Raw genomic sequence first — 15,443 nt, 5'->3', positions numbered from 1 at the left:
AGCGGTTATTTGTACGCCAAACGACCGAAGTGTACCTGTTCAAGGACCGGATTTCTCGCCTATGATCGACACATAAAGAAAACGCTATCATATCAATGCCGACACATCATCTGTCATTACACTAGGGGGGATTATTCTGGAGAAGCCATTGGCAATCGAGTCGGAGCCTATTATCCATACCAACACCAGCACCGGCTATTGGCATGTTGCACGAAAGAGTTTGAGGAAGCATTGGCAGATGTACCTGCTCGTGATTCCGCCGCTGCTGTTTTTCCTGATATTTAAGTACTATCCGATGCTGAATGCCGTTCTTGCCTTCAAGGACTACAACGTCATCAAGGGAATATGGGGCAGTCCCTGGGTAGGCTTCAAGCACTTCGAGCTGTTCTTCGAGAATCCGTTATTCTGGACGCTCGTCAAAAACACGATCATTCTCAGCGGTTATCTCATCTTAGCCGGGTTTCCGATTCCGATCGTGCTGGCGTTAATGATTAACGAGATCCGGGGCGGTCGATTCAAAAAGTTCGTCCAGCTGGTTTCCTTTGCGCCGTATTTTATTTCCACGGTGGTCATGGTGTCGATCATCATGCTGTTTCTGGCCCCGCGGCTGGGCTTTGCCAACGTGGCTTTGAATTTTTTTGGTCTGGAGTCCGTGAACTTTCTCGGCGATCCCGGGATGTTTCGTTCCATCTACGTATGGTCCGATATTTGGCAGACGGCAGGTTATAGCGCAGTGATCTATTTGGCGGCATTGGCCGGCATTGACCCGACCCTGTATGAAGCGGCGAAGGTGGACGGCGCCTCGCGCTTCCAAAAGATCCGTCATGTGGATCTGCCGGGCATTGTGCCGACCATCGTCATCATTTTGATACTGAATGTCGGCAATGTGATGGCGCTTGGATTCGAGAAGGTCTATCTGCTCCAAAATCCGCTGAATCAGGTGAACTCTGAAATCATTGCAACGTATGTCTATCGGATTGGGCTGCTGAATGCCAACTACAGCTTTGCAACCGCAGTCGGACTCTTCAATTCCGTGATCAACCTCATTCTGCTGCTGACCGTGAACGGATTGGCTAAACGAATGACCCATAACAGCATTTGGTAAGGAAGGAGCTATGGCATGGCAGTTCAACAAGCAGGCACAAGAAAAATCAAGGAGTCCGCTGGCGACCGCATCTTCCTGACAACGGTATACATCGTTCTCTTTCTGGTCGTTATTGCGGTTTTGTATCCGCTGATTTATATCATCAGCAGCTCCATCAGCAGCCCGGCTGCCGTTACTTCGGGCAGGGTATGGTTGTGGCCGGTCGATATTTCGTTCGAGGGCTTTCGGGTCCTCTTTAAAACGCCCGAGATTATGACCGGATACGCAAATTCCATTTTCTACACGACGGCCGGTACGATCATCAGTGTCGTGTTGACCATCATGATTGCCTACCCGCTTTCGCGCAGATCGTTTTTTGGACGCAACGCGTTGATGATGATCATTACGTTTACGATGATATTCAGCGGAGGGCTGATTCCGACTTATATGGTCGTACGGGAGCTTCATCTGATCGATACCCGCTGGGCGCTGCTCATTCCCAATGCCATTTGGGTGTGGCAGGTGATTATCGCCCGATCTTTTTTTCAGTCTTCCATTCCGGACGAATTGCAGGAGGCCAGCGAGATGGACGGCTGCAGCGACATCCGTTTTATCTGGAGCATCGTCCTCCCGTTGTCGAAGCCGATTATGGCCGTGCTCGTGCTCATGTATGCGGTCGGCCAGTGGAATGCGTATTTCGATGCGTTGATTTACTTGAAAAGCGCTGACCTGTTTCCGCTGCAGCTGATTCTTCGAAGCATTATCATTCAGAATAACAGTTCGGGAACGATGGATGCTTTAGCCATGGTTGAGAGGCAGCAGCTTGCCGAGCTCCTGAAATATGCGCTGATTGTGGTTGCCACGCTGCCTGTGCTGGTCATTTATCCGTTTGTGCAGCGCTATTTTGTGCAGGGGATGCTCGTAGGTTCCGTGAAAGGCTGATCGCTATTTAAGCTGGGAGGGCCGAATCAGACCAGGCCAAGGGAACCTGAGCTTGCTTATGTTGGAAGGGAGGTGATGCTCCGTTAAGTGTAAAGCTAGTCGTTTGCGTGTTGACTCTAATGAAAAAGGGAGCGATTCCATTTGAAAAAAGGCCTATTCAGTTTGCTCATGCTGTTATTGGTGAGCAGCATCGTGATGGCAGGGTGCTCAGGCAAAAATACAGAAAGCTCGAGCAGCCCTCAGGGCGGAAGCGCGTCCGGCAGTTCGGACAGCTCAAAACCCGTGGAAATCAGCGTTTTTGCCGTACAGGAATCAGGCATCGATATTCCGGTGAACAAATTCACCAAGCATATCGAGGAACAGTTTAACATTAAATTTAATTGGCAGATCAATCCCTCCGACGGCGCCAAGGAGAAACGCCAAATTTCCCTGGCCAGCGGCGATTATCCGGATGCCTATCTGCTGACGCACTATATCGATGAATTCTCTCAAGCGGATGTGCTCAAATACGGTCAACAGGGAGTGCTCGTTCCCCTGAACGATCTGATTGAACAGCACGGGCCGAACATTAAAGCGGCCATGGAGGCCACGCCGGAAATGAAGGCGCTTGTTACGGCCCCGGATGGGAATATCTACGGACTAGGCGCATACACGGAATGCTTCCACTGCTCCTATCCCAATAAAATGTGGATCAATACCGAATGGCTGAAGAAGCTGAATCTCGAGGAACCGACAACGACCGAGGAATTCAGAAGCATGCTGCAGGCATTCAAAACGCAGGATCCGAACGGCAACGGGAAAGCGGATGAAGTGCCCCTTAGCGGTTCAACGGAGGATTTCGGCGTCCGGATTATCCCTTATTTGATGAACAGCTTCGTTTACGACGACGACCGGAACTACTTGACGATGAATGGCGGCAAGGTTGAGTCCGCGGCGATCACGCCGGAATGGAAGGAAGGGCTCACCTATATCAAATCGTTGTATGACGAGGGATTGATCGATCCGGGCGCATTCACCCAAAATGCGGAGGCGTTCAAGAAAATCGGCGAGAATGCGGACGCTGAAATTCTCGGCGCCGGTGCCGGCATGCACCCGGCCATCTTCGTGAACATCGATCCGGGCAACACCCGTTCGGCGCATTACAATCCGCTTCCGCCGCTAAGCGGACCGAACGGAATTTCATACGCAACCCATGATGCGGGCGGCGTATCACCGGGCGCAAAATTCGTGATCACGAACAAAGCCAGTGAAGAAGCCCGGGTAGCATTGATCAAGATGGTGGACTACATGTTTACGCCGGAAGGCCAAACCAATGCGGCAACCGGCATGAAAGGGATCGATTGGACAGACCCCGAGCCCGGCGATCAAGCGCTCGGCGAGGGCGTGACGCCGATGGTCAAGACCATTCCGACGAAGGAAGGCGAAGCGCCGCATAATGCGGGTTGGAGCGGAATGGGCCATTTCTATATGCCGAAGGAGTATCGCGATACGTGGGTGCAGGGAACCGATATTTATGCATCCGACGGCTATGAGCGCAGATTGTATAATGCTTCGCTGCTGTACCAAGGACATGAGCCGAAGGAGATCTTTCCGATCTGGTCGATCTGGATCGATCCGAGCGTCATCGATGAAGCCAGCATGCTTCAAACCAACCTTAAAAACTATATTGAGCAGAACCAGCTGCAGTTCATTACGGGCAACAAGGATCTGAACAAGGATTGGGACGCTTACGTCAAAGGATTGAAGGATCTGAAACTGGATCGTTATCTCGAAATTTTGCAGACGGCTTACGATCAATCCGCCAAATAATCGAAGGACAGCTAAGCAGCTGCGGCTGTCAGGAAATCATTCCAACATCCATATGCGGATGCCGGTCTAGCCGATCGGCCACTCCGCATTTTCTCTGTTTCACGGGGATCTATGGAGAACGAGGGAGGGTGATCATGTGTCGGATTATAACAAAGGCAGGGACCGTACCGCATTCATCGTAAATCGCGGAGGGCTGCCTCATGTTAAAGCCAAACTTGCAGGGGAAGAACAGGTGACGGTTGCCTTTCTGGGCGGATCCATCACGGAGGGAGCCGGCGCCTCAGCGCCCGAGAAGACCAGCTGGCGTGCTTTAACGGCTCATTATTTAAGAGAACGTTTCGGAAGTTCGAGGATTCGCTCCATTAACGCAGGTGTCGGGGGGACGGATTCTTCGCTGGGAGCTCACCGTCTTCGAGAGCACGTGCTGAGCGTCGGGAACATCGATTTGCTATTCGTGGAATTCAGCGTGAATGACGGGAGCGATCGGGAAGAATCCATCAGAGGAATGGAGGGAATTGTACGCCAATGCCGTCGTCTGTCACCCGGAACGGATCTATGTTTCATTTATACCGGGTCGGAGCGAAACCTGGCCCGTATCCGGCCGTATCCCATTGCCGTTCACGAAGAAGTGGCCGAGCATTACGGCATTCCTTCCGTCGATTTTGCCGCCGGCATTTATGGCATGCTGACTAACGGTGAGGTCGCTTGGTCATCGCTTGCACCTGATGGATACCATCCGAATGATGAGGGGCATGAGATATACGCCGGTTTTTTGCAGGGATATTTGAAGGAGCTGCTGTCGACAGAGGGTGACTCCTTGATGCTCAATCTTTGCGGACATTTGCCCACAGAACCGCTGCTGGCGGGGAACTACGAATATGCCGAAATGCTCCCATATGAGCTAGCCGATTATACCGGGGATTTTCAAATCCGGGAGCTGCCGTCAGGTTCAAAACTCATGAATTGGCGTTATGCAACAGATCACAGGTACTCTGATCATCCGAACGCTTCGTTTACGTTCACCGTGGAAGGACAAAGCGGCGGACTGCTGCTGTTATGCGGACCCGACACCGGAACCTTTGAATACTCAATCAACGGCGGGTCCATCGTACGGGTCAATCCCTTCGACGAGTGGTGCTTGAACGCTTATCGGCCAGTCAGCGTACACTTTCCTAGACTTCAAGCGCGCGGGCCGATTTCGATCATGGTTCGCAATACAGGACTCAAGGATAAGCGAAGCCAGGGTACGGGCATGCGCGTACTGAAGCTGCTAGCGAATTAGGCGAAAATCGCGGATTTCCGCGATGGGTTACACCAAGCCTGCAAAGGGCTGTTACTAGTAATGGGAGGTGTTGCCACTGCATATGCCTGGAAATCAAAATACTACAGCTCCGATCACCCTTTCCTTGCGGGATTACGAGGAACCGAATAACCCGGATGCGCAACCTGCCATGAAACGCGCGATAGAAGCCGCCAGGTCAATGGAAGGCTCGGTCATTCTGGACATACCGCCGGGCTGCTATCATTTTTATCCTCAATCGGCCGATCGGGAAGCCTATTATATCTCGAATACAACCAGCGAGGAAGAGAATCCGGATGTGACCAAAACGATCGGGATTTGGCTTAAGGATCTGCACCATGTGACGCTTGAGGGGAACGGCGCTTTGTTTGTTTTCCACGGAAAGCAGACGATGCTTGTGCTCGATGGCTGCACGGATATTGAAATTCGTAATCTGCACTGGGATTACGCCGCCCCGACCGTGACCGAAATGACGGTGGATCGGTGCGGCGAAGCTTACCTTGAGGCAACCGTTCATCCGGATTCACGCTATGATTGCGCTGACGGCAATTTCGAATGGGTGGGCGAAGGCTGGCGTTTTCGCGAAGGACCGATGCAGTTATGCAGTGCGGATTTCGGTGCTGTATGGCGCGTAGATAATTGGCTGGAGCGGGTGGTGTTTACCGAGGAGCTGTCGCCGCGACGGCTTCGGTTTCATTTTGGAAACCAAGGCCCTCCGCACATGGCACCCGGTACAATCGTGCAAATGCGCGACGGCATTCGGGACCAGGTTGGCATGTTGATCACCCGAAGCTCCGGGGTGACGTTCAGCGACGTGGGCCTGCATTCCATGCATGGACTGGGCGTGGTTGGACAGTTCAGTGCCAATCTGACCTTTGAACGCTTGGATCTGACGCCGCGTCCGGAGACCGGCCGCACGGTGGCGGGGTTTGCGGATTTCATTCACCTGTCAGGCTGCAGGGGGAAGGTCTCGATTCGGAAGAGTCGGTTTGCAGGGGCCCATGATGATGCGATCAATGTCCACGGCACTTATCTCCGGATCGTTGGTAGACCAGCCTCCGATCAATTGCTTGTCAGGTTTATGCATCCGCAGACTTACGGATTTTTGGCTTTTCTGCCGGAAGATGAGATCGCGTTCGTGAATGCGGATACGCTGAACCCCTACGCTTTCGGAAGAATCGCCGCTGTCGGCATGAAATCGCCCCGCGAAATGCTGATCACATTGGAAAACGCGCTTCCCGCGGACATCGGAGAACGGGACGTGCTTGAAAATATGACGTGGACGCCGGAGGTCGAAATTGTCGGCAATACATTCGCCCGGATTCCCACGCGCGGAATTCTGGCCACGACGCCGCGGCGGATCGTGATTCGGGATAACACTTTTGTGAACATGCAAATGAGCGCGATACTGGTCGCAGCGGATGCATCATCCTGGTACGAATCCGGCGCCGTAACGGATATGAGCATTGCGGATAACCGGTTTGTGAATTGCGGCGGTCCCGGACATGCCGTGATACGGATTGCGCCTGAGAATAAACATCATCTTGCAGCGGTTCACCGTAACATTCGGATCGCGTGCAACTGCTTTGAAACAACCGGAGAAGATTGGTTAACGGCAAGAAGCACGGAGGGACTGATATTCCAAAATAACGTGATTCGGATGCAGGAAAAGCACGGTCTTGAAGGGAATATCCGTACGGACGAACGCGTCCATTTGGAAGCCTGCATGGGAACGGATATTTCGTGCAATGACGTGGAGTATGACGAATTGAAATAAAGGAGGCAAGGCGAGTGGGAGCAAACATGAAATTGCAGTACGTGAAACCAGCCACGGTCTGGACGGAGGCGCTGCCGATCGGCAACGGACGTCTTGGAGGCATGGTCTACGGCGGCGTGGAGCGTGAAACGATCAGCTTGAACGAGGATACGCTCTGGTCCGGTTATCCCAGGGATTGGAACAACCCGTCTGCACGGGAAGCGCTGCCGGAGATCCGGGAGCTGGCAAGCCAGGGACGTTATATGGAGGCCGATCAGCTAGGGCGCAAGATGATGGGGCCCTATACGCAATCTTACCTGCCGTTAGGAGACTTATGCCTCAGGTTTGATCATGGAGGCGTGTTTCATTCTTACCGAAGAACGCTGGATATCGCCAATGCCGTTCAACGAACGGAATACCGCATCGGCGAGGTGACCTACACGAGGGAATGCTTCGCATCCAGCCCGGACCAGATGATTGCCTTGCGGTTAACCTCGAGTGCTGCTTGCTCCCTGAACTTTCATGCCTATCTGGAAAGCCCGCTGCGTTATACCGTAAAGACCGAAGAAGATATGTACGCCATGTCGGGATTTGCACCGGAACGCGTCGAGCCCAGCTATGTTTCCTCTGATCGTCCTATCCGTTACGGCGATCCTGAACATACCGCTGCCATGGCTTTCGACGGTCGGCTGGCGGTGGCCGAAACGGATGGCCGCGTGACCATGGACGCAGCTGGCATTCATGTACTGGAAGCGAGCGAAGCGGTCATTTACTTCACTGCGGCCACCAGCTTCAACGGATTTGACCAAATTCCCGGTCACCGCGATGGCGGAGACCATCCGGCGGCTGCCGCCGCGGCTATAGCTGCGGGTACCATGAAAGCCGCATGCAGCCAGTCTTGGACAGAGCTGCGCGATCGGCACGTCAACGATTATCGCAGCCTGTTTGACCGCGTCAGCCTTCGATTAGGCGAGACGCTGGCAGTCGGAGATATGGACACGGAGGAGAGAATCGAACGATTCGGTGCCCGGGATCCAGGCCTGGTCGAGCTGCTGTTCCACTATGGCCGCTACCTCCTGATTTCAAGCTCCAGGCCCGGAACGCAAGCCGCCAATCTTCAGGGGATATGGAATGCCTCAACCCGGCCGCCGTGGAGCAGCAATTGGACTTTAAACATCAATGCGCAAATGAATTATTGGCCCGCGGAGGTATGTAATTTGGCGGAATGCCATCAGCCTCTGCTGGAGCTGATCAGAAGCCTGTCGGTAAACGGTGCGGAAACCGCCGCCGTCCATTACGGCACCCGGGGCTGGACCGTTCATCACAATACGGATATCTGGGCCCATACCGCACCGGTCGGCAATTACGGGGACGGCGATCCTTCCTGGGCGCTTTGGCAAATGGGTGGAATCTGGTTAACGCAGCACTTATGGGAGCATTACGCATACAGCGGCGATGAAGCTTATTTACGATCGTTCGCTTATCCCCTTATGAAGGAAGCTTCTTTATTTGCTATGGACTGGCTAATAGAAAACGACGCAGGCCATCTCTTGACCTCGCCGTCGACCTCGCCTGAGCATAAATTCCGCACGTCTGAAGGGCTGGCGGCCGTCAGCGAAGGGGCGACCATGGATATTTCACTCATATGGGAGCTGTTCACCAATTGCATGGAAGCCGCCGTCATTCTCGGCGTGGATGAGGAATTCCGGGAGGAATGGAGCAGCAAACGGGAACGTTTGCTGCCTCTGCAGGTCGGCCGATACGGCCAGCTGCAGGAATGGTCCCATGACTCCGAGGATGAGGACGTATATCATCGGCACACGTCCCACCTGGTCGGGGTTTATCCTGGACGGCAGCTATCTGCGGAAGAAAATCCCGATCTGTTTGCAGCTGCCCAAACTTCTTTGGAGCGTCGCGGGGAGGAAAGCACGGGCTGGAGCCTGGGCTGGAGGGTGGCGCTTTGGGGCCGGTTCGGTGACGGCAACCGCGCGCTCCGGCTGTTAACCAATATGCTGAGATTGGTGCGGGACGGGGACTCGGAGCGTTACGACCACGGAGGTGTGTATGCGAGTTTATTAGGAGCGCATCCTCCTTTTCAGATCGACGGCAACTTCGCAGCTGCAGCGGGAATTGCGGAAATGCTGCTGCAGTCGCATCGCCCCTTACTCATGCTGCTGCCAGCTCTGCCGGATGCATGGCCGGAAGGCGAGGTGCGTGGATTGCGGGCACGAGGCGGCTTTGAAGTCGGTATTCGCTGGAAGAATGGAAGACTGACGGAGGCACAGATCATGTCTCGTTTGGGGAATGTATGCAGCGTAAGCATAGGCAATGGACATGGAAATGGGATTGCGGTTTACCAAGGCGATACCAGCATTCCCGTACAGGTCTCCGCCAAAGGCGTATTTTCATTTGAAACAGAACAGGGCTTAACCTATCGACTGGTCACGGATCCGGCAGGGGCCCCCCGGGCTTGAACGACATAAAGAGTACCTTTACGATGGTATCCTACAATACTATGTTAAAAAAAGACTCCTTCAAGGAGTCTTTTTTACGTGAAATCAGAAGAAAATTCCAATTAAATTGTTATTTTTGTAGTCGAAACGTCCTGGAAGTGGGTATTAATTGTTAAACGGTTGACAACCTGTATATACATGTATATGATTTTCCTATATGCAACCTGTATATACAAGATGACGAGGAGGACCCAGTTACATGCAGAACCCAAGAACCCAATCTCAAGATTGGTGGAGAACTTCGACGGTTTATCAGGTATACCCGAAGAGCTTCAACGATACAACCGGCCGGGGAACCGGCGATATACGCGGGCTTATGGAAAAGCTTGATTATATAAAGGGACTTGGCATCGACATTGTGTGGCTCCAGCCGGTGTATGTGTCTCCGCAAAATGATAACGGTTACGACGTCGCCGATTATTGCAGCATCGATCCTGCATACGGGACGATGGACGATTTCGATGAACTTGTTGCCGAATTGAAAAAGAGAGACATGCATTTGATGATCGACATCGTCGTGAATCATTCTTCGACCGGGCATCGATGGTTTAAAGAAGCCATTTCCTCACGCGATAACCCGTATCGCGACTATTATATCTGGCGGGATCCCGCGGAAGACGGCGGCCCGCCGAATAACTGGCAATCCAAGTTTGGAGGTCCGGCGTGGCAGTATGACGAGGGGACAAGGCAATATTACTTGACATTGTTTGACAAGACGCAGGCCGATCTGAATTGGGAGAACGAGAAGGTCCGGGCGGAGGTCGTGGACATTCTCACGTTCTGGGCGGACAAGGGCGTCAGCGGATTCCGGATGGATGTCATCAATCTCATATCGAAGGATCCCGCTTATCCAGACGATGACGGTTCCGTGGCGCCGGGCGACGGACGCAGGTTTTATACGGACGGCCCCCGCGTGCATGAATACATTAAGGAATTGAACGAAAAAGTGTTCAAGCCTTACAATCTCGTCACGGTAGGAGAAATGTCCTCCACAACCTTGGAGCATTGCATTCGTTACTCGAACCCGAAGGAGAACGAATTCTCCATGACGTTCAACTTCCACCACTTGAAGGTGGACTACCCGAACGGGCAAAAGTGGGAGCTCAAGCCTTACGATTTCGAAGAATTGAAGCGGGTGCTTTCCGATTGGCAAATCGGCATGCAGAAGGGCGGGGGCTGGAATGCCCTCTTCTGGAATAACCATGATCAGCCGCGTGCGCTGACCCGGTTCACCAATGACGGCGAATACCGCTCGGAAAGCGCAAAAATGCTGGCCACGACGCTTCACGGATTGCAGGGCACGCCATATGTGTATCAGGGCGAAGAGATCGGCATGCCCGATCCGAAATGGAATGACATATCCGAGTTTAGGGATGTTGAATCTCTAAACATGTATACCATCCTCCAAGAGCAAGGAAAAACGCCGGAGGAGGCTGCCCATATCGTCAGGGTGCGCTCGCGAGACAACTCCAGATTACCCATGCTCTGGAATGACGGCGATCAGGCGGGATTTACGACAGGGACGCCTTGGATCAAGATCGATGAACGGTATCCGCTGATCAATGCGCAAGCCGAAGTGGAAGATCCGCAATCGATCTATCATCATTACCGGAAACTGATTGAAATGCGAAAGAACCTTCCGGTGATGACGGACGGTGAATATGTTCGCCTGGATGAAGGCCATCCCGAAATTTATGCATATGCGAGAACGAACAAGGAGCAGACGCTTGTTGTCATTTCCAATTTCAGCGACCGCGGCGTATCGTTCGAGCTTCCCGAGGAGATGCATGATCATCTAACCGAAAGTCGATCGGTTCAACTGTTAATCGGCAACACAACGGAAGAACCCAAGCTTACGCCAACAGTTGCACTACGACCGTATGCTTCCTATATGTGGCTTATTCACAACAACTAAATTCATAATGTCAGGAGCGTAGAGCTATGGCCATTGATCGCAAAAACGTGGAACGCATTGTCGAAGCAGTCGGCGGAAAAGACAATATCGAAGCCGCTACGCATTGCGTAACCCGATTAAGATTCGCCCTTGTGGACGACAGCAAGGTGGATTCCCAAGCCCTTGAAGCGAACGATTTGGTGAAGGGGCAGTTCTCTTCCCAGGGACAATTTCAGGTCGTGATCGGACCGGGTCTTGTAGACCAGGTTTACAACGAAATGATGGATATCACCGGCGGTGCGAGAGTATCGAAGGATGAAGTGAAGAACATTGCGAGCAAGAAGCAAAATCCGCTTCAGCGTGCCATTAAAACGCTTGCGGATATTTTCATACCGATTCTGCCGGCGATCGTCATGGCAGGTTTATTGTTAGGGATTAACAATCTGCTTACGGGACCGGGCATATTCTATGAAGGACAGTCGTTGATTCAGGTCCATCCCGAATGGGCGGATGTAGCCTCGATCATCAATCTAATTGCAAGCACCGCCTTTACCTTCCTGCCTGTCCTGATCGGCTGGTCGGCGGTACGTCAGTTCGGAGGCAATCCGCTGCTTGGAATCGTGCTGGGCCTGATCCTGGTAAACCCGGATCTGCTCAGTGCCTACCAGTATGCGGATGCCAAACTTGAAGGCACGGTTCCGGTTTGGAACCTGTTTGGCTTTGAAGTGGAGAAAATCGGTTATCAAGGCCAGGTGCTGCCGGTCCTTGTCTCGGCTTATATTTTGGCCAAAATCGAGAAGTTCCTGAACAAACGCGTCCACGATTCCATCAAGCTGCTTGTCGTGGCTCCCGTTGCCCTGTTGGTGACCGGGTTCCTCGCGTTCGTTCTGGTAGGGCCGATCACGTTTGCCATCGGCAACGTCCTTACTTCAGGCCTCGTCAGCATTTTTTGACTCCTTTGCCGCTCTGGGCGGCCTGATTTATGGCGGACTGTATGCACTCCTTGTTATTACGGGGATGCATCATACCTTCCTTGCGGTGGACATACAGCTCATCGGCAGCGAAGGCGGAACGTTCTTGTGGCCGATGCTGGCGCTGTCCAATATTGCTCAAGGTGCCGCGGCGCTTGCCATGATGTTTATTATGAAGGAACAGAAGGCGAAAGGACTCGCCGTTACATCTTCCATCTCGGCTTTCTTGGGGGTAACGGAGCCCGCCATCTTCGGGGTCAACGTTCGTCATAAATATCCGTTTATTTTCGGTATGATCGGATCGGGGATTGCGGGCGTGCTGCTGGCCGTGAACAACGTCCTGGCATCATCGATTGGCGTGGGCGGGATTCCGGGCTTCCTGTCCATCTTCCCTAACCAGTGGGGCGTCTTCTTCATTGGCATGGCGATTGTAATGATCATTCCGTTCACGGGGACTTTACTGTTCGGGCGTTACCAGTTGTCCAGGCAGTCTCGACAGGCAACGGAAGGGAATGCTGCTGGAATAGATGGAAAAGCACAAGCTGTTAATACGGAAACGAACGACAGTCTTCCATCCGGATCGTTCGCGTCGTCGGAAATAACGAATCGTCCAACGATGGAAGCGGCGAAACAAGCCGCATTAGATATCATGGCTCCGATCAAAGGGAAAGTGGTTCCCCTATCAGAGGTACCGGATCCTGCCTTCGCCGATAAACAAATGGGCCAAGGCATCGCGTTCATCCCGTCCGAAGGCAAAGTGTATGCTCCGTTTGACGGCCAAGTCGCCCATCTCATCAAGAAGAGCAAACATGCGATTATTTTGACGGATGCGAACGGAATCCAGATCCTGATTCACGTCGGTATCAACACCGTTTCGTTAAAAGGCGAAGGATTCACGGCACATGTGGAAACGGGTGCGGAGATAAGGAAAGGGCAGCTGCTGCTTGAATTCGATATCGATCGCATTCAGCAAGCCGGATTGCCGGTCATTACGCCCGTCATTATTCCGGATGGGCAAGATCACATTCAGAACGTGACGGAGTTTGAAGGCGAGGCGCTTCCTGGCGAAACGCGAGTGCTTCAGGTGACTCTCGGTAATGGACACTGACGGGTTCCTTTGCAACATGTAATCACTGCTCCGAAAATGGTACAATAGCTGATGGTGATAAAGGATGACGAACAACATTTATTGGACGCTGTATAAAGACTATGCCGACCAAATCGAAACCGGCGCTTTGCAGCCCGGCAGCAAGCTGCCCTCGGAGAACGAGCTTGCGGCAACCTATCAAATTACAAGGGAAACGGTCCGCAAGGGACTGAATTTACTCGCCCAGAACGGTTATATTCATAAGGTTAAGGGCAAAGGTTCGTTTGTGCTCGACACCGGGCGAATGAATTTCCCGGTTACGGGGCTTGTCAGTTATAAGGAAATGGCGGAACGGATTGGCCGGAAGAGCCGTACGATTGTGTATGAAACGGAATGCGTTCCGGCCGGGGACGCCATCGCGAAAGAGCTGCAAACCCGCCCGGACCGGCTCGTGTGGAAGGTGATCCGATCCAGGGAAATCGAAGGGGAGCGCATCATCCTCGATGTGGATTATTTGCTTGCCGACATCGTGACGGGTTTAACGAGAGAAATTACGGGCGATTCCATCTATCAATACTTGGAGCAGGAGCTCCATTTAAAGATCAGTTACTCGAAAAAAATCATTTCCGTGGAACGAGCTACGACGATGGACCAGTCCTATATGGATCTTGGAAGCGATACCCATGTCGTCGTGGTCCGAGGTTACGTCCACTTGGAAGATACCACGCTTTTCCAGTACACGGAATCCAGACATCGATTGGATAAATTTCAGTTTGTGGATTTTGCAAGAAGGGAATCCAATCATGATTTTGGAGACAAATAGAAGTGAAGTTAGCCGCGATTTTATCGCGGTTTTTTTATTGGACTCCCATGTCGCTCATTCGCAAAGGCCATACAGATCAGCAGCGTAATAGATGGAACAAAGAGGAAAACGCCTGGTTGATGTTGAAGCTGTATTTAGTGGCAAAGATTCAAGCAATCCAGATAAAGGAGCTGATGGATCATGGATTTGGGACTCCATGGAAAGGTTGCGTTGATTACCGGGGGGAGCAGGGGGATTGGCCTTGAAACCGCCGTTACGTTTGCAATGGAAGGGGCTAAAGTTGCCATATGTGCAAGAGATGAGGAGCAGTTAAGGGCTGCCGCGGATCATATCAGGCATCTATCGAAATCCGAAGCGTTAACCATCGCAGCGGATGTTACGAAACCTGAGGATTGCATGCGAGCCGTAACCGAAACGCTAAGAAGCTACGGACGGCTCGATATCCTAGTGAACAATGCCGGAACCGCCGCAGCTAAGCCGTTTGAGCAGATCGACGACGAGTCATGGGCATCCGATCTGGATCTCAAGCTGTTCGGCGCGATTCGTTTTTCGCGTGCGGCCGTCCCTCATCTGCGGAATTCCGGCGGCGGTGCGATTATTAATATCACGACATCCTGGGCCAAAACGCCGCCGGCTTCATCCATGCCAAGCAGCGTCAGCCGAGCGGCAGGACAAGCCATGACCAAAGCGATGAGTCACGATTTGGCGAAAGACCATATCCGGGTAAACACCGTATGTATCGGAACGATACGGAGTGCACAGCTTGAGGCGCGTTGGAAACGTGAATCACCTGAACTCACCTGGGACCAGTACGCCAGGGATCCGCGCCATAACATCCCGCTCGGGCGTATCGGCGATACGGAGGAAGCGGCAAAAGTCATCGTATTTTTGGCGTCCGATGCCGCCTCCTACATAACGGGTACTGCCATCAATATCGACGGCGGTTCGGCTCCGTCTTTGTGAGGGGTCAGCATTTAAATGATGAGGACATGCATTGGAGCATGGAGGTTCTTGCTTCCTGGTAAAATTTATAATATTTTCATAACGGATATTATGTAAACCATGGTGCTTCGGAACGGGCAGCCCCTTGTTTGAAGACATGGCGATGATGTCGTAATTTTATATATGTTTTGTCGCATAGTTGGACTAAAAAAATGTGTAAGATGTGATACCTTATATGTGGATGTTCGGAAAATAAATGACGGGCTGCCGGAAGGAGTGATTTCCCTCATTGTTACTTTTTTTCTAAGACGCCATAGGGATA

At 52.4% G+C, this 15,443-nt stretch carries 9 protein-coding genes and 1 pseudogene; all 10 read left to right on the top strand.

Annotated elements, in window-relative coordinates; all coding sequences use genetic code 11:
* The first annotated feature begins 148 nt into the window (after nt 1–148).
* The 10 genes and pseudogenes from HMPREF9412_RS17310 to HMPREF9412_RS17265 all read left to right on the top strand — a co-directional run bounded on the left by HMPREF9412_RS17310 (nt 149) and on the right by HMPREF9412_RS17265 (nt 15,142).
* The gene (locus tag HMPREF9412_RS17310; RefSeq protein ID WP_009592949.1) at nt 149–1,105 is read left to right on the top strand and encodes an ABC transporter permease; all 957 of its coding nucleotides are present in this window, start codon (nt 149–151) and stop codon (nt 1,103–1,105) included.
* 15 nt (nt 1,106–1,120) lie between these two features.
* Nucleotides 1,121–2,026, top strand: a complete 906-nt coding sequence (locus HMPREF9412_RS17305; RefSeq protein WP_009592960.1) for a carbohydrate ABC transporter permease — start codon at nt 1,121–1,123, stop codon at nt 2,024–2,026.
* 141 nt (nt 2,027–2,167) lie between these two features.
* The gene (locus tag HMPREF9412_RS17300; protein ID WP_009592928.1) at nt 2,168–3,835 is read left to right on the top strand and encodes an extracellular solute-binding protein; all 1,668 of its coding nucleotides are present in this window, start codon (nt 2,168–2,170) and stop codon (nt 3,833–3,835) included.
* Between the two features lie 136 nt (nt 3,836–3,971).
* A complete protein-coding gene (locus HMPREF9412_RS17295) occupies nt 3,972–5,117 on the top strand; it encodes an SGNH/GDSL hydrolase family protein (RefSeq protein WP_009592950.1) in 1,146 nt (381 codons plus the stop codon).
* 82 nt (nt 5,118–5,199) lie between these two features.
* A complete protein-coding gene (locus HMPREF9412_RS17290; protein WP_009592956.1) occupies nt 5,200–6,912 on the top strand; it encodes a right-handed parallel beta-helix repeat-containing protein in 1,713 nt (570 codons plus the stop codon).
* 26 nt (nt 6,913–6,938) lie between these two features.
* Nucleotides 6,939–9,365: a glycoside hydrolase family 95 protein gene (locus HMPREF9412_RS17285; protein WP_036672607.1), complete on the top strand. Its 2,427-nt coding sequence runs from the start codon at nt 6,939–6,941 to the stop codon at nt 9,363–9,365.
* A gap of 238 nt (nt 9,366–9,603) precedes the next feature.
* Nucleotides 9,604–11,319 (top strand): alpha,alpha-phosphotrehalase, encoded by a 1,716-nt coding sequence (gene treC / locus HMPREF9412_RS17280; protein ID WP_009592951.1) that lies wholly within the window; start codon nt 9,604–9,606, stop codon nt 11,317–11,319.
* Between the two features lie 26 nt (nt 11,320–11,345).
* A pseudogene (gene treP, locus HMPREF9412_RS17275) lies at nt 11,346–13,377 on the top strand (PTS system trehalose-specific EIIBC component).
* A 64-nt stretch (nt 13,378–13,441) separates the two neighbouring features.
* The gene (gene treR, locus HMPREF9412_RS17270) at nt 13,442–14,179 is read left to right on the top strand and encodes a trehalose operon repressor (protein ID WP_009592969.1); all 738 of its coding nucleotides are present in this window, start codon (nt 13,442–13,444) and stop codon (nt 14,177–14,179) included.
* Nucleotides 14,180–14,359: 180 nt separating this feature from the next.
* Entirely contained in the window at nt 14,360–15,142 is a 783-nt protein-coding gene (locus HMPREF9412_RS17265; protein WP_009592945.1) for an SDR family NAD(P)-dependent oxidoreductase, read from the top strand.
* The last annotated feature ends 301 nt before the right edge of the window (nt 15,143–15,443 follow it).

It is taken from the genome of Paenibacillus sp. HGF5 (assembly GCF_000204455.1).
Lineage (GTDB): Bacteria > Bacillota > Bacilli > Paenibacillales > Paenibacillaceae > Paenibacillus_AQ > Paenibacillus_AQ lautus_A.
This window is presented reverse-complemented; position numbering and strand designations above follow the sequence as displayed.